A 17,100-nucleotide genomic window follows, 5' to 3' on the forward strand; every position below is an offset into this window, starting at 1 on the left:
TTATAAATTTTATAACGCCGTCATTATTAATTTTAACCGTTAAAAATGAGCAGTTAATTAATCAACTTGGTATTAGCCTAATCAGTTAAAAATAAGTAATAAAAAAGTCAGCTAATTAGCTGACTTTTTTGTTTTAGATGTGGAGCTTTATTCGTGAGAAGTTAATCTCTTGCTTCACATGCTAATAATGTATTTTCAATTAAACTTGCTACTGTCATTGGGCCAACGCCACCAGGTACAGGTGTAATAAATGAAGCCTTAGTTTTGGCAACATCAAAACCTACATCACCCACTAATGAACCACTTTCTAATCGGTTAATACCAACATCGATCACTATAGCGCCTTCTTTAATCCACTCGCCCGGAATAAATTCAGGTTTACCAACGGCAACAACTAACAAATCTGCGGCTCTTACTTTTGACTCTAAATCTTTAGTAAAGCGATGAGTTGTTGTTACTGTGCAACCTGCTAGTAAAAGCTCTAAGCTCATTGGTCTGCCAACAATATTAGATGCGCCTACAACCACAGCGTCTAAGCCATGAGATTTAACGCCTGTCGCCTTAATAAGCTCCATAATACCTTTAGGGGTACATGGACGAAGACCTGGTTGTCTAAGCACTAACTTACCTACATTTGATGGATGAAAACCATCAACATCTTTATTAGGGTTGATATGCTCAATAACTAAGTTTGAATCTAAATGTTTAGGTAAAGGTAATTGAACTAGAATTCCATCAATTGAATCATCAAAATTTAAGTCATCTATTAAAGCGAGTAGTTCGCTTTCAGAAGTAGATGCTGGTAAATCAAAAGACTTTGAAATAAAGCCAACTTCTTCACATGCTCTGCGTTTACTACCAACATAAACTTCAGAAGCGGGATCAGAACCAACTAATATAACGGCAAGACCTGGAGTTCTTAATCCTTTCTGTAAACGTATTGCTACTTTTTCTTTTACAGAAGTTCTAACTTGTTGGGCAATTTCTTTGCCATTAATCAATGATGCTGTCATTTTACTTCTATTATTATATGGATGAAAAACGTGGTTATTTTCTCATAATTTTACACGTAATTGTATAAGGAATTAATTTAAATTGTATTAATAGGTAAAATAACTCATTTATATACTTAGCGCATATTTCGACATAAATGTGTTGATATTTAGCCAAGGTGGCTTAAAAGTAAGCTAACGCATTTTTTTTTATAAAAAGTGTTTGACGAGACTCGGTCAACTAGGTAATATCCGCTCCCGTTGAGGACGAGTATTGTTTTTAACATTGTCGGTGATTAGCGCAGCTTGGTAGCGCACTTGGTTTGGGTCCAAGGGGTCGCAAGTTCGAATCTTGCATCACCGACCAATTTTTAAATTTTAGTAAAAATTTATACTTAAGAGAAATGCGCCACTAGCTCAGCTGGATAGAGCAACGCCCTTCTAAGGCGTGGGTCTCAGGTTCGACTCCTGAGTGGCGTACCATTCTTATCTCAAAGTTTTCTTTTTGTATTCCTGGTTAAACTAAATCTTTATTTTTAAACAATCCTTTGATATTCCAATTCTTCACTTAAATACTAATATTATTTGGTTTTAAAAAACAATTACATTGTAATAAACCTTAGCAATAGCCAAATGCAGCTGATTAACCTTATTTCCAGCCACTTGTTAAACTATTACTAATACTTTCTTTTTAATAAGAAATTACTCTTCAGATAAACATTCACCTGCTGAATAACAACTTGGTTTTCTTGGACAAGATATGCCTCTTGAACATATCATTCTTGCGTCTTTTTCAATGCCGCGCTCTACCCAATTGATATTAAGGATCTTGGCTACACTACTCAAATCTGATTTTATGCCTTTAGGAATAGCCACAGAACCACCATTGTCGACACAAGCATCTTTTAAGTCTTCAGCCAAGGCGAAGGCATCTTTTCCTTGAGCTTCAATGGCTGGATTAAGATCAATTCCTGCACATAACACATGATTGTTGCCTGCGATATCTTTTACATTTAATGATTCACAGCAATATATTGTTGGCTTTCCTGCTACATCCATTACTGAAATTTGCGAAGAACTTCCTGTTGCTGGTGTATTCATCATTCTAAAAATAGCCCAATGCTGACAAGGATCTTCAACTATTCTCATATTCCCCCAGGGTAATGGGATACCATTTCCACGATAAACTGCTTTTAATTTACCAGGTGAGTAAGCATCAAAGTAATGCCAATGAGAATAAGGAGATACAGCTGTCATTCTGCGCATAGCTACAGATACCGATACATCTATTTTTTCACCAATATTCACTTCATATCCATGACTATCTAATAGCTGACGAAATGGTACTTTAGGGCAGAGTAAGGCTCCAGCAAAAAAGCTACATTCAAAGTCTCTCCAAGCATTAAGAATATCTTGTGTATCAATAATAGAGGTTTGATATGCATCACTTCTTTCTCGCCAACTGTCTGAAGGTGACTGACCAGCAAACAATACGTTTCTCATGCCATTTTTATCATGTAAAACGCAATGACCAATATGTACAGCTAGATCGTATTTCAGCCTTAGCTGGCGCTTTTTCATCACCTTATTTACAAAAATCTTATTAGGTGGTTCAAAGAATGAAGTCACAACATTTTTTGCTTGTTCACTATAACTATCAGGGCTTGCCAAAATGCCTTCTGGTGTTTTATCAAACCACTTAATAACCAGTCCAAGGTTTTTAGTAATAGCAATAATATCATCCAAACTTAAAGGTAATCTTTTAAGACCTACTTGCTCTGCAGCTCTTTCTAAATCCGGAAAGTGATTTTGATGATGCTCTTGATGGGCTCGAATTAAAAGATGAGCAAATTGACGACCTGTTGTGCCTGTTTGCGCAAGCATTTCAGGAATTGCGATTTGTAAAATTTCATTAGAGAATAAGAAATTTGGCTCTAAAGCCATACCACTTATCCCGCCAATGCTTTTCTTTATGGGGGTTACCGCTTCCTCTTCCTTTTCATCATCAAGAAACCAAGCAGGCTTTTTCTGAAATATTGTTGCGATGATTTCAAGCACTTCTTCACTAGGAACACGCTTTCCTCGTTCAATCATAGAAAGATAGGACACAGAAGGTGCGTACTCTGCATTTACCTTGATACAGCGCGCCGATAGATCTTCTATCGTAAGTTTATTACGTTTGCGAAGATTACGAATTTTTGTCCCCAAGAAGTGGGCTTTTCTCATTAGGCTTTTATTATTTTTCATTTTTGTAAAATTTACACTGTGTAATTTCTATTGTGAAATTATAGTAAAAACTCTTGTAGACTACAAATCAATCAGTAAGTGATTACAAATTGTTTACTTGAAGGCGAATAAAACAACAAATGAATTGCACGGGGCGAAATATGGATACCAACTTAAAAATGAATAGTTTAATCAACACAAACTTTTATCATTTTGTTAATGATGAAGTGCTACCTCATTTAAGTTTACAGCAAGGTAAATTTTGGGATGATTTTCATACATTAATAAATGATTTTTCACCGTTAAACAAAGAATTATTAGAAACACGTCAATTAATGCAAAACCAAATTGACAAGTGGCACATGGATAACAACGGGAAAATAGATAAAGCAGCATACCGTAGCTTTTTAACTGATATCGGTTACATCGTTTCTGAAGGGGATGACTTTAAAATTTCAACCAATAATGTTGATGAAGAAATTGCAAATATGGCGGGTCCACAATTAGTTGTTCCTGCTAGTAATGCTCGCTTTGCATTGAATGCAGCTAATGCACGCTGGGGCAGTTTATATGACGTACTTTACGGCACAAATGTTATTTCACAGGAAGGGGAGTTAGCACTAACTAAAGAACATAACACTGCCCGAGGCGAGCAAGTTGTTCATTCTGCTAAGAACTTCTTGAATGAACACTTTCCTTTAGTAGATAAATCTCATAAAGGGGTAACAAATTACCGTGTTGAGGATAATCAACTTATAGCAACATTCGCTGATGGGAGTCGATCAGAGTTAAGCAAGCCAAACCAATTTGTTGCATTTGCTGGTGAAAGACAAACTCCAGAGTCAATTGTTTTAAAGAATAACGGCTTACACGTTGAAATAGTTATTAATAATAAGGGGTTTAATGGCGTAAAAGATTTAGCAAGCGTTGATGACATTATTATTGAATCAGCCTTAACCACCATTGTTGATTGTGAAGATTCTGTGGCAACTATTGATGCTGACGAAAAGCTAGAAGTTTATCGAAACTGGCTAGGCTTGATGTTAGGTAATTTAGAAACCGTAATAGAAAAAAATGGTGAAACATTTACTCGTAAATTGAATCAAGATAAATCATTTATTGGTGCTGATGGTAATGATTATAACTTGCATGGTCGTTCGCTTATGTTGATCAGAAATGTAGGGCATTTAATGGAAAGTGACCTAATGAAAGACAGCGCAGGTGATTTTGTGCCAGAAGGTATTATCGACACTGTTATAACGACGGCTATAGGTCTTATTGATCTTAAAGATAATAAGAAAGGTCGTCTAAGAAACAGTCGCACTAACAGTATTTATATAGTTAAACCCAAAATGCATGGTCCAGACGAAGTAACCTTTACTTGTGATTTATTTACTCGTGTTGAAGATATGTTAGAGCTACCGCGCAATACCATAAAAATAGGCATTATGGATGAAGAGCGCAGAACTACAGTCAATCTAAAAGAATGTATTCGTAGAGCAAAAGAACGTGTTGCCTTTATTAATACAGGATTCCTCGACCGAACAGGTGATGAAATTCATACAAGTATGCGAGCAGGTGCTTTTTTACCTAAAGACGAAATTAAAACGCAGCCATGGATACACGCTTATGAAAATAGAAGCGTAGATATAGGGCTTGAATGCGGCTTATCAGGTAAAGCACAAATAGGTAAAGGAATGTGGGCAATGCCAAACGAAATGGCAAAAATGATGAAGGATAAAATTACACATCCTAAATCAGGTGCTAATACTGCTTGGGTGCCTTCTCCTACAGCTGCGGTTTTACACGCAATGCACTATCACGAAGTAGATGTATTTGCTGTTCAAACTCAATTATTGGAAAGACAAAAGTCGAGCTTAGATGATGTATTAACGATCCCATTAATGTCGTCAATATCTGGTAAGAAATTAACAGCCAACGATATAGAACAAGAACTCGAAAATAATATTCAGGGAATATTGGGTTATGTAGTTCGCTGGGTTGAAATGGGAATTGGCTGCTCAACTGTACCAGATATCAACAATATTGGGCTGATGGAAGATAGAGCAACATTAAGGATTTCTAGCCAACATATTGCTAACTGGTTATTTCATGAAGTATGCACAAATCAACAAGTCTTGGAGATTATGGAACGTATGGCCAAGATTGTTGATGAACAAAATCACAACAATAGAGGGTATAAGCCTATGACAGAAAACATGGACAAAAGTATGGCTTTTCAAGCCGCCAAAGAGCTTATTTTTAATGGGGGAGAGCAGCCTAACGGCTACACAGAACCTGTCTTACATAAGTATCGGTTACTAGCCAAAGGCATACATTAAATACCCCGTTAACTTTAATAACAAATTAAACCTACTTACTATGAAAAAGGGAAAGATTATGAACAACTACAGAAACGAAATCACTCAAGCTATTAATACTATCGCTCAACAAGGTGAAACTTGGCATAACATTGACCCAGAAAATATCGCTCGTATGCGTATTCAAAACCAATTTAAAACAGGTTTAGATATTGCTAAATATACAGCAAAAATCATGCGAGCAGATATGGGGGAATACGATCAAGATACCTCTAAATACACACAGTCTTTAGGTTGCTGGCATGGATTTATCGGCCAACAAAAAATGATTTCAATTAAAAAGCATTTTGAAACAACAAAAGGGCGCTATTTATACCTTTCAGGTTGGATGATTGCAGCTATGCGTTCTGAGTTTGGTCCGTTACCTGATCAATCTATGCATGAGAAGACTTCAGTTCCTGCATTAATTGAAGAATTATATACCTTCTTAAAACAAGCTGATGCTCGAGAACTGCAAGATCTATTTCAACAACTTGATGCAGCAAGAGAAGAAGAAGACCAAATTAAAGAACAAGCAGTTCAAAATAAAATCAATAATTTTGAAACTCATGTTGTTCCAATTATTGCTGATATTGATGCAGGCTTTGGTAATGAAGAAGCAACTTACTTATTAGCTAAAAAAATGATTGAAGCGGGTGCTTGTGCAATTCAAATTGAAAACCAAGTATCTGATGTTAAACAATGTGGTCATCAAGACGGTAAAGTAACGGTTCCACATGAAGACTTTTTAGCGAAAATTAATGCGGTACGATATGCATTTATGGAAATGGGGGTTGATGATGGAGTTATTGTTGCTCGTACTGACTCATTAGGAGCTGGTTTAACTCAGAAAACACCGGTTTCACTTAGACCAGGAGATTTAGCTGAGAAATATAATTCATTTATTGATGGTGAAGAAGTAACGTCATTAGATGCGTTAGGTTCAGGTGATATGCTTATCAAACAGGGTGACAAGTTAATTAAGCCTACTCGTTTACCGAATGGTCTTATTCGCTTCAAGCCAAACACAGGTGAAGACCGTGTAGTACTTGATTGTATTACCTCTTTACAAAACGGTGCAGATTTATTGTGGATAGAAACTGAAAAACCAAATGTAGAGCAAATCGCTGGTATGGTAAATAGAATCCGTGAAGAATGTCCTAATGCTAAATTAGTGTATAACAATAGCCCTTCATTTAACTGGACATTAAACTTCAGACAGCAAGTGTTTGATGCATGGTCAGAATCAGGTAAAGACCTTACGCAATATACTCGTGAATTATTAATGTCTAAAGAGTACGATACTTCTGAATTAGCTATAGAAGCTGACGAGAAAATTCGTTTATTCCAAAAAGATGCAGCGGAAAAAGCAGGTATTTTCCATCATTTAATCACATTACCAACTTACCATACAGCGGCGTTATCAACAGATAACTTAGCTAAAGGCTACTTTGGTGAAGAAGGCATGTTAGCGTATGTTTTAAATGTTCAACGTCAAGAAATACATCAAAAACTAGCGTGTGTAAAGCATCAACACATGTCAGGATCAAATATTGGTGATGAACATAAAGAGTACTTCTCTGGCGCTCAAGCACTAAAAGCTTCAGGTAAAGATAATACGATGAACCAGTTCTCTTAAAAACAGAAGAAAATTTCGCTAAAGTTCTTCTTTATTTTTTGAACTGAACCAAAGGCTCTTATATTGAATGTTTATTCTTTATAAGAGCCTTACTTTTTTAAATAACTATGTTGTTTTATAATTTGCTTAAAGAATAATTAAATAGAGTGAATAAACTTGTCTGCTAAGATAACTTCATTATTGTTATTTTTAGAACTGTTTTTGTACGCTAATTAATCACTGCGTGCAGCAGCCTACCCATAAGACTTTAAACCCAGTGAAAATTTATAAATATTGTCTATTTAAGGCATAAAAGTTGTTGACTTAATTATTAAGGATGATTAAGATACGCCCCGTTCTGAAGCAGTAGTGTTTTTTAAAGGTAGCCCTTTATTTATAAGCCTCTTTAGAATGTAGTTATTACGATTGTTCACAATAAATATTATCTTTCAGATGTTATTTTCCCATGTTTACTTTTTTAATTAACTAACTATACAGTGGTGGCTGTAGCTCAGTTGGTAGAGCCCCGGATTGTGATTCCGGTTGTCGAGGGTTCAAGTCCCTTCAGCCACCCCATTTAAACTGTATAAAAGTAAAATAAAGTATATCGGTGATTAGCGCAGCTTGGTAGCGCACTTGGTTTGGGTCCAAGGGGTCGCAAGTTCGAATCTTGCATCACCGACCACTTTACTCCTCATATTAAAATTCAAAACTCTTTCTTACTGATTTTTCATCAATTTTCTTAAAAAAAGCATAAATATTCTATTAATTGTAAATTTATTTGCCGATCCCCTCGACTATTGCTATGAGCACCGCTATAATTTCGCGTCATAATTTTTAATCTGAACATCTTTTATTTGTAATTTTGAATTTCGCTTTTAATCGAGTGGGGTAAAAGCAAACTTTACTTGTTATAGTTTGTTTACTGTATATAGATGAGTTATTGATAGCGTACTAAACGCTAAGTTTTGAGGTAATTAAATGCAAGTTTCAGTTGAGACTACACAGGGTTTGGAACGTCGTTTAACGATTTCTGTTCCTGCAGAATCAGTAGATGTTGAAGTTAAAAATCGTCTTCGTCATATCGCTAGAACACAAAAGATTAACGGATTCCGTCCGGGTAAAGTTCCACCATCAGTAATTCAAAAGCGTTACGGTCAATCTGTACGTCAAGAAGTAGCTGGCGAACTTATGCAACGTAATTTTGTTGATGCGATTGTAGCAGAGAAAATTAACCCTGCTGGAAGACCAAGTTTTGTTGCTAAAAGCAATGAAGAAGGTAAAGCATTAGAGTTTGAAGCAACTTTCGAAATTTATCCTGAAGTTGAATTAAAAGATTTAAATTCAATTAAAGTTGAAAAGCCTAAAGTTGAAGTAACAGACAGCGATTTAGATGAAATGTTTGTTACGTTACAAAACCAACATAAAACGTGGAAAGAAAACAAGCGTAAAACTAAGAAAGGCGACAAGCTAACTTTAGATTTCACTGGTCGTATTGACGGTGAAGAATTTGAAGGCGGAAAAGCTGAAGGTTTTGAACTTGAATTAGGCGCTAGCCGCATGATCCCAGGTTTTGAAACTGATATTATCGGTATGAAAGTTGGCGAAGAAAAAACAATCAAAGTTACTTTCCCTGAAGATTACCACGCTGAAAACCTTAAAGGTAAAGATGCTGAGTTTGATATCGTTGTTCACAAGACTGAAGGACCTGTTCTTCCTGAAATTGATGAAGAATTTGCGAAATTATTCGGTGTTGAAGAAGGTGGTGTTGAAGCATTACGTGAAGAAGTAAGCAAAAATATGTCACGCGAGTTAACTCAAGCTGTTAAAGCTAAAGTTAAAGAGCAAGTGATTGAAGGCTTATTGGAAGCACATGAGCTTGAAATTCCTGCTGCGTTAATCGCACAAGAAGTTGATGTTTTACGCCAACAAGCTATGCAACGTTTTGCTGGTCAAATGGATCCTAACAACTTACCTGAACTTCCTGCAGAAATGTTTGAAGAGCAAGCTAAGAAACGTGTGAAAACAGGTTTATTATTAGGTGAAGTGATCAAAGTAAACGAATTAAAAGTTGATGAAAATAAAGTAAATGAACTTATTGCATCAGCGGCTTCTGCTTACGAAGATCCAAAAGAAGTTATTGAATATTACACAACGAACAAAGAGCTTAATCAACAAATGCAAAATGTTGCATTAGAAGAGCAAGCTGTTGAAGTTGTACTTGCAAGCGCAAAAGTTAAAGAAAAAGCGGCAAGTTTCAAAGATATTATGAATCCTGAAGGAAAATAACCCTTTTAGATTGACATTTTATCTAGCAATCGCTTAAATGGCTTGTATGGAAACATACAAGCCATTTTTTTAATCTAAGGACTATCTGTTGTTTACTTCTCATACTTCTCAAAATTTAACAAGTGTTACTGAAAGCGCTTTGGTACCTATGGTCATCGAGCAAACTCCTAAAGGTGAGCGCTCATTTGATATTTATTCACGTCTTCTTAAAGAAAGAGTAATTTTTCTGTGTGGTCAAGTTGAAGATCATATGGCTAATCTTATTGTTGCTCAGCTTTTATTCTTAGAATCGGAAAGTCCAGATAAAGATATTTTTCTTTATATAAATTCGCCGGGTGGATCAGTTACCGCAGGTATGGCTATTTACGATACAATGAAATTTATCAAACCTAACGTAAGTACGGTTTGTATTGGCCAAGCTGCAAGCATGGGTGCTTTTCTTTTATCAGGTGGAGCTAAAGGTAAACGTTACTGCTTGCCAAATGCACGCGTAATGATTCATCAACCTCTAGGTGGTTTCCAAGGTCAAGCGTCTGATTTTGAAATACACGCTAAAGAAATTTTATATATTAAAGAAAAAATGAATCGTTTAATGGCAGACCATACAGGCCAGCCAATTGAAAAAGTTTCAGTAGATACTGACCGTGATAACTTCTTAAGTGCAGAAAGCGCGGTTGAATATGGATTAGTTGACGCCATATTAGAACAAAGACAAGATAAATAAACTTTATCTGTTTCACAAAAAGATTTGTGAAAAATGATTAAATACTTAAATGTATAAGTAAATTCAAATTAAAGAATTAGAGGTACCGTATGACCGATATAACTAAAGGTGACGGTGATAACGGCAAGTTGCTGTATTGTTCATTCTGTGGCAAAAGTCAGCATGAAGTACGTAAACTTATCGCAGGACCATCTGTGTTTGTTTGTGACGAGTGCGTTGAACTGTGTAACGATATTATTCGTGAAGAAATAAAAGAAGTTTCTCCAAAAGAAGATAAAGAAAAACTACCTACACCAATCGAAATCAGAGAGAGTCTTGATGATTACGTTATTGGTCAAGATCATGCTAAAAAAGTATTGTCTGTAGCTGTATATAATCATTATAAACGTTTACGTAATGGTGACTCTCACAATGGTGTTGAATTAGGTAAAAGTAATATTTTACTTATAGGCCCTACAGGTAGTGGTAAAACATTATTAGCAGAAACATTAGCTAGATTACTTGATGTTCCGTTTACTATGGCAGATGCAACTACATTAACTGAAGCCGGTTATGTAGGTGAAGACGTAGAGAATATTATCCAGAAGTTATTACAGAAATGCGATTATGATGTAGATAAAGCTCAACGAGGTATTGTTTACATTGATGAAATAGACAAGATTTCTAGAAAGTCTGATAACCCATCAATTACTCGTGACGTTTCAGGTGAAGGTGTTCAACAAGCATTATTAAAGTTAGTTGAAGGTACAATTGCTTCTGTTCCTCCTCAAGGTGGTCGTAAGCATCCTCAACAAGAGTTTTTGCAAGTTGATACCTCTAAAATATTATTTATCTGTGGTGGTGCTTTTGCAGGCTTAGATAAAGTTATTGAACAGCGTTGTCAAACGGGTACAGGCATAGGTTTTGGTGCTGAAGTTCGTGGTAAAGAGTCAGAAAAAACGTTAACAGAAAGCTTTCAAGACGTAGAGCCACAAGATTTAGTTAAGTACGGTTTGATCCCAGAATTTATTGGGCGTTTACCTGTTGTAGCAACATTAACTGAATTAGATGAAGACGCGTTGATCCAAATATTGCAAGAGCCTAAAAATGCTTTAACTAAACAATTTGTAGCGCTTTTCGATATGGAAGGTGTTGAGCTTGAGTTTAGAAAAGATGCATTACTAGCAATTGCTAACAAAGCGATGACTCGTAAAACAGGAGCTCGTGGTTTACGTTCTATCGTTGAAAGTGTATTACTTGAAACAATGTACGAATTACCATCTCTTGAGAATGCGAGTAAAGTCGTTGTAGACGAAACCGTTATTAAAGGTGAATCTAAACCTATCGTGATTTATGAAACACCTCAAGACCAAGCGGTTTCTGAATAGTTTCTATGGTTAGCTAAGTTAATCATTTTAAACACAATAAAAAAGAGCCTTTATGGCTCTTTTTTTTATTTACCTGTTGAAAGCTTTACTATAATCCCCATATCCTTTTTAAGTATCAAATTCCCGAGAGAGTGACCTATGACCGATGAGTTATCTGGCGTAACTGAAATCCCAGTTTTAGCCTTACGTGATGTTGTTGTATATCCACAAATGGTTATTCCATTATTCGTTGGCAGAGAAAAGTCAATTCGTTGCCTAGATATTGCTAATGAAAAAGATAAGCAAATATTTTTAGTTGCACAAAAAGATGCGGCTATAGATGATCCAACATTTAATGACGTGTACCAAACAGGTACCGTAGCCTCTATTTTACAAATGCTAAAATTGCCTGACGGTACTGTTAAAGTATTAGTTGAAGGCGTTAAGCGCGCTAAAATTGCAGAATTTGTTGAAACTGAAGAATACTTCACAGCAAATATCGATTTTCTTAAAGCAACAGACGATGAAGTAGAAAATAGCGATGTTTTAGTCCGCTCGGCTATTTCACAGTTTGAAGGGTATGTAAAACTTAATAAAAAAATTCCTCCTGAAGTTTTAACTTCAGTGTCAGGCATTGACGATCCTGAGCAACTTGCCGATACCATGGCAGCTCATATGCCACTTAAGTTAGAAGATAAACAAAAAGTATTAGAAATAACTAATATTTCAGAACGTTTAGAATACTTAATGGGCTTAATGGAAGGCGAAATAGATATTCTTCAAGTTGAGAAGAAGATTCGAACTCGTGTTAAAAAACAAATGGAAAAAAGCCAACGCGAATATTATTTGAATGAGCAAATGAAAGCCATTCAAAAAGAGCTTGGTGATATGGAAGACACGCCAGATGAAGCTGAATTAATTAATAAAAAAATTGAAGATGCTCAAATGCCTAAAGAAGCTAAAGAAAAAACTTTAGCTGAAGCCAAAAAGCTACAAATGATGTCGCCTATGTCAGCAGAAGCAACTGTTGTACGTAGCTATATTGACTGGATGACGAGTGTTCCATGGAAAAAGAAAAGTAAGCTTAAACGTAACTTAAAATTAGCTGAAGAAGTGCTAGACCAAGATCACTATGGTTTAGATAAAGTTAAAGAACGTATTCTTGAGTATTTAGCCGTTCAACAACGTGTAACTTCACTAAAAGGTCCTATTTTATGTTTAGTTGGTCCTCCAGGTGTAGGTAAAACTTCACTAGGGCAATCTATAGCAAAATCTACCGGACGTAAATATGTACGTATGGCTTTAGGTGGCGTACGTGACGAAGCTGAAATTCGTGGACATAGAAGAACTTACATCGGTTCACTACCAGGTAAGTTGATTCAGAAAATTGCAAAAGTGGGTGTTAAAAATCCATTATTCTTACTTGATGAAATAGATAAGATGGCTTCTGATATGAGAGGCGATCCAGCATCAGCTTTATTAGAAGTACTTGATCCAGAACAAAACAGTAGCTTTAACGATCACTATTTGGAAGTAGATTACGACTTGTCAGATGTAATGTTTGTAGCAACATCAAACAGTATGGATATTCCTGGTCCATTATTAGATCGTATGGAAGTAATACGTCTATCGGGTTATACCGAAGATGAAAAACTGAATATTGCTAAAAACCATTTAGTTAAAAAACAGATAGAACGAAATGGCTTAAAAGAAAGCGAAATTAGTATTGATGACAGTGCTATTGTTGGCATTATTCGTTATTACACTCGTGAAGCCGGTGTACGTAATTTAGAAAGAGATATTTCTAAACTTTGTCGTAAAGCGGTTAAAGCCATTTTATTAGATAAAAGTTTAAAAAGTGTCACCATTAATCAAGACAACTTATCAGAGTATCTAGGTGTTCAACGTTTTGATTATGGTAAAGCTGATGAACATAACCGTGTAGGTTTAGTAACAGGTTTAGCATGGACTTCTGTTGGTGGTGAACTACTTACAATTGAAACGGCATCTGTTCCTGGTAAAGGTAAGCTTTCTTACACAGGTTCTTTAGGTGATGTAATGCAAGAGTCTATTCAAGCCGCTATGACGGTTGTTAGAAGCAGAGCAGAAGCTTTAAGAATTAATGAAGATTTTCATGAGAAACGTGATATTCATGTTCATGTGCCAGAAGGTGCAACACCTAAAGATGGTCCAAGTGCTGGTATAGGAATGTGTACTGCGCTTGTTTCTAGCTTAACAGGTAACCCTGTTAAAGCAGAAGTTGCTATGACAGGTGAAATTACTCTAAGAGGTGAAGTTCTTCCTATTGGTGGTTTAAAAGAAAAATTATTGGCTGCTCATCGTGGCGGTATTAAAACTGTAATTATTCCAAAAGATAATGAACGTGATTTGGAAGAGATTCCTGAAAATGTCATCGCAGATTTATCTATCCACCCAGTAAAATGGATTGAAGAAGTTCTAGCTATTGCCCTTGAAAATCCTATAGAAAAGGTCAAGTTAGAAAGTTAACACCGTGGATTTTAGGCTTTTTTTGAGGAAAAAGTCTAAAAAATCATGAAAATTTGAAAAAAATTGATAAAAAGTGCAATTTTAGCTTTTCAAACGCTCAAACTGTGGTAAGTTAACAACGCTGATAATGTTAGACCCCAATGTAAACGCGGGGTCTAGTGGAGATAATGAACAATAACACTTATTGTATTATCTCATTTTAAATTTTTTAACTCTGCGCTTGATGTTCATAAAAAAGCTTAATATAAAATGCTTTTGCAGGACGCTAAAACAAACGATGGCGCAGAAATCATTACAATTGAAGGGGAAAACTGTGAATAAATCTCAACTAATCGAAAAAATTGCAGCGGGTGCTGATATCTCTAAAGCTGCTGCGGGTCGTGCTTTAGACTCTTTTATCGAAGCGGTTACAGAAGAATTAAAGAGTGGCGATCAAGTAGCGCTAGTTGGATTTGGTACTTTCTCAGTACGTGATCGTGCAGCACGCACAGGTCGTAATCCTCAAACTGGTGCAACAATTGAAATTGCTGCAGCTAAAATTCCATCATTTAAAGCTGGTAAAGCATTAAAAGATGCATGTAATAGCTAATATTAGTTATTTCATGAAATAAAAAACCACCTATTTAGGTGGTTTTTTATTGTCTAGAGATTAATAAATGGGTGCCCTTAACTTAGCTATTATTTTAAACGGCAGAATTAACCGATAAAAACGCAAAGTTACACTTTTTGTAGAAAAAACTCGTTGTATCTATTCTTTAATTATTGCTTACAGAGCAATAAATTAGGCGGATTAGTTGTAAGAATAACTCAAAGCTTATTCTAGTGAGAAAATATTTGATATTTATCTTTAATCTAGCTTCAAGCCGCGTGTGCATTCTGCTAAAATCACGAGCAACGGATCTACCAATTTATTTAAATCACATAAATTATGGTGTGATTGAATATAATATAAGCACTCGGTGTAATAAGAGAGAAACATGTTAGAAAATATTCGAGAAAGTTCTCAAGGTATGGCAGCTAAGATTATTCTTGGCTTAGTAATTTTAACTTTTGCACTTGCAGGCATTGGTAGTTATACAAATTCAACAGATACTTCTGTTGCTGACGTTAACGGCGAAAAGATCTCTTTACAAGATTTCAATAAAGCATATCAAGCGCAAAGAAATAATATGCAACAGCAGTATGGTGAAATGTTTGAAACCCTTGCTGCCGATCAAACATACATGGCTAACTTTAGAAATGGTGTAGTTGATAGTTTAATTAATCAACGTTTGGTTGATCAAAACTCTGCTAATTTAGCAATTAGAGTATCTGATGATCGTATTAAAAAGACTATTCTTACGATGCCTGAGTTTCAGGTAGATGGTGTTTTTGATAACAACCGCTATTTAGCATTAATTAACCAAGCTGGTTTTTATCAATCGTCTGATTTTAGAGATTATTTACGTTTAGAAATGAGCCGTCGCCAATTAACTCAAGCGTTAGTGTTAAGTGAATTTTCATTACCTTACCAAAGCACTATGATTGCAGAGTTACAGAATCAAATACGTGATATTCGTTTTGCTTCAATTGGGTTAGAGCAGTTTAAAAGTTCAGTGGAAATTACTGATGAAGAAATTAATAACTTCTATCAAGAAAACCAAGAGCGTTTTTTAAACCAAGAAAAAGTTAAAGTTAACTACATAACGTTAAATGTTGAAGATATTGCTAAAAACATTGTTGTTTCAGATGATGATGTTAAAGCTTTTTACGAAGAAAATATTAACGATTTTGGTGATGATGAACAACGTCGCATTTCACACATTCTTATAGAAGTTGATGAAGACGAAGATGCAGCAAAAGCTCAAGCTGAATCTCTTCTTGCACAAATCAACGCAGGTGGTGATTTTGCAGAGTTAGCTAAAAAATATTCATCAGACACGTTTAGTGGTGAGAATGGCGGTGATTTAGATTGGTTAGAGCGTGGCTCAATGGATGAAGTTTTTGACGAGCAAGCTTTCGCATTAGCAGAAATTGGTGATGTAAGTAACGTTGTTCAAACTGAGTATGGTTTTCATCTTATTAAATTAACTGACTTAAAGCCTGCTGTTGTTCAACCGCTAACAGAAGTATTTGATGATTTAAAAATAAGAATCAGCAAACAAAAAGCACAAGAAGAATTTTACGTACTTCAACAAGAAATGGCGCGTTTAAGTTTTGAATTTCCAGATAGCTTAGATGATGCTGCTGAAGCTGTTAATACACAAGTTAAGACATCTGAGTGGTTATCTCGCAACAACAACACTGGTGTATTTAGCAATGTTAGAGCGATTGATGCTGCTTTTTCTGATTTAGTTCTTAATGAGCAATTGAACTCTGATGTAATTGAAGTAAGTGATTCATTAGCTATCGTTGTGCGTTTAAATGAATATCAAGCTGCTAATGTTAAGCCTTTAGCTGAAGTTACTGAAGCGATAAAGTATAACTTGGTTGCCGAAAAAGCTAAAACTGAAGCTCAAAACGTAATGGATGAGTTATTAGTTGAAATGCAATCAGGTGCTGACATTACAGCTAAACTAGTTGAATATAGTACTGCCTTTGAAACTAAAGCTGATGTAGTTCGTTATTCTCCTGAAGTTGCTCCTGCAATTGTTGAGAAAGCGTTCACATTACCTCATCCTGTTGAAGGAACAGTTTCTGCAGGTTTATCTGATTTAGCAAATGGTGATTTCGTTTTAGTTGAAGTTCAAGCAGTTAAAAATATGGAAGCTAAATTAAACAGCGATATTGAAAACCAGCAGGTTAATCAATTAGCTCAATCGGCTTATTTAGCTTATGTAGAGTCTTTAAAAGAAGACGCTTCTATTACTAAAAACACATTAGTTCCTTCAGTTAACTAAGTTGGAAATATAGCGACTAACTCGCTAAGTACTTATAGAATATTAAAGCTGCTTAACTAGGCAGCTTTTTTTTATCTTAAATTTGACCCGTCCTAAATAAGGTTGACACTTTTCTTTAAGTAAATTGGAGAGTGTTATGAAATCAACAACTAAGCGTA

Annotated in this window: 10 protein-coding genes and 4 tRNA genes; 12 read left to right on the forward strand and 2 right to left on the reverse strand. The window is 35.5% G+C overall.

The annotated features are described in order from the left end of the window. Positions 1–161: 161 nt before the first annotated feature. The gene (gene folD / locus Q5N69_RS17965; protein WP_304370465.1) at positions 162–1,013 is read right to left on the reverse strand and encodes a bifunctional methylenetetrahydrofolate dehydrogenase/methenyltetrahydrofolate cyclohydrolase FolD; all 852 of its coding nucleotides are present in this window, start codon (positions 1,011–1,013) and stop codon (positions 162–164) included. A 269-nt stretch (positions 1,014–1,282) separates the two neighbouring features. On the opposite strand from folD, the gene Q5N69_RS17970 reads away from it, so the two are divergent. Together Q5N69_RS17970 and Q5N69_RS17975 are read left to right on the forward strand one after the other, a co-directional pair. Then, positions 1,283–1,359: transfer RNA gene (locus tag Q5N69_RS17970), tRNA-Pro, on the forward strand. Between the two features lie 39 nt (positions 1,360–1,398). Beyond that, a tRNA-Arg gene (locus tag Q5N69_RS17975) sits at positions 1,399–1,475 on the forward strand. A gap of 219 nt (positions 1,476–1,694) precedes the next feature. On the opposite strand, the gene Q5N69_RS17980 is transcribed toward Q5N69_RS17975, so the two are convergent. After that, positions 1,695–3,239 (reverse strand): DUF3612 domain-containing protein, encoded by a 1,545-nt coding sequence (locus tag Q5N69_RS17980; protein WP_304370466.1) that lies wholly within the window; start codon positions 3,237–3,239, stop codon positions 1,695–1,697. Positions 3,240–3,379: 140 nt separating this feature from the next. Here Q5N69_RS17980 and Q5N69_RS17985 point away from each other — a divergent pair, with 140 nt between their 5' ends. From Q5N69_RS17985 to Q5N69_RS18030, 10 genes are all read left to right on the forward strand, one after another. Continuing rightward, positions 3,380–5,560: a malate synthase G gene (locus Q5N69_RS17985; protein ID WP_304370467.1), complete on the forward strand. Its 2,181-nt coding sequence runs from the start codon at positions 3,380–3,382 to the stop codon at positions 5,558–5,560. Between the two features lie 58 nt (positions 5,561–5,618). Continuing rightward, entirely contained in the window at positions 5,619–7,217 is a 1,599-nt protein-coding gene (locus Q5N69_RS17990; protein ID WP_304370468.1) for an isocitrate lyase, read from the forward strand. Between the two features lie 479 nt (positions 7,218–7,696). Then, positions 7,697–7,772, forward strand: a tRNA-His gene (locus tag Q5N69_RS17995). 32 nt (positions 7,773–7,804) lie between these two features. Further along, positions 7,805–7,881 (forward strand) — tRNA-Pro (locus Q5N69_RS18000). 296 nt (positions 7,882–8,177) lie between these two features. Next, entirely contained in the window at positions 8,178–9,485 is a 1,308-nt protein-coding gene (gene tig, locus Q5N69_RS18005; RefSeq protein WP_304370469.1) for a trigger factor, read from the forward strand. 88 nt (positions 9,486–9,573) lie between these two features. After that, positions 9,574–10,209, forward strand: a complete 636-nt coding sequence (clpP, locus tag Q5N69_RS18010; RefSeq protein ID WP_304370470.1) for an ATP-dependent Clp endopeptidase proteolytic subunit ClpP — start codon at positions 9,574–9,576, stop codon at positions 10,207–10,209. Positions 10,210–10,298: 89 nt separating this feature from the next. Then, positions 10,299–11,576 (forward strand): ATP-dependent protease ATP-binding subunit ClpX, encoded by a 1,278-nt coding sequence (clpX, locus tag Q5N69_RS18015; RefSeq protein WP_304370471.1) that lies wholly within the window; start codon positions 10,299–10,301, stop codon positions 11,574–11,576. A gap of 138 nt (positions 11,577–11,714) precedes the next feature. Beyond that, positions 11,715–14,063, forward strand: coding sequence for an endopeptidase La (lon, locus tag Q5N69_RS18020; protein WP_304370472.1), 2,349 nt, complete (start codon positions 11,715–11,717; stop codon positions 14,061–14,063). Between the two features lie 313 nt (positions 14,064–14,376). Continuing rightward, a complete protein-coding gene (gene hupB, locus Q5N69_RS18025; RefSeq protein WP_304370473.1) occupies positions 14,377–14,652 on the forward strand; it encodes a nucleoid-associated protein HU-beta in 276 nt (91 codons plus the stop codon). Positions 14,653–15,040: 388 nt separating this feature from the next. Then, positions 15,041–16,942 carry a SurA N-terminal domain-containing protein gene (locus tag Q5N69_RS18030; protein WP_304370474.1) on the forward strand — a complete coding sequence of 634 codons (1,902 nt, stop codon included), beginning with the start codon at positions 15,041–15,043 and terminating at the stop codon, positions 16,940–16,942. Positions 16,943–17,100: the final 158 nt, after the last annotated feature.

The sequence above is a fragment of the Pseudocolwellia sp. AS88 genome (genome assembly GCF_030551755.1).
Classification (GTDB): domain Bacteria; phylum Pseudomonadota; class Gammaproteobacteria; order Enterobacterales; family Alteromonadaceae; genus Pseudocolwellia.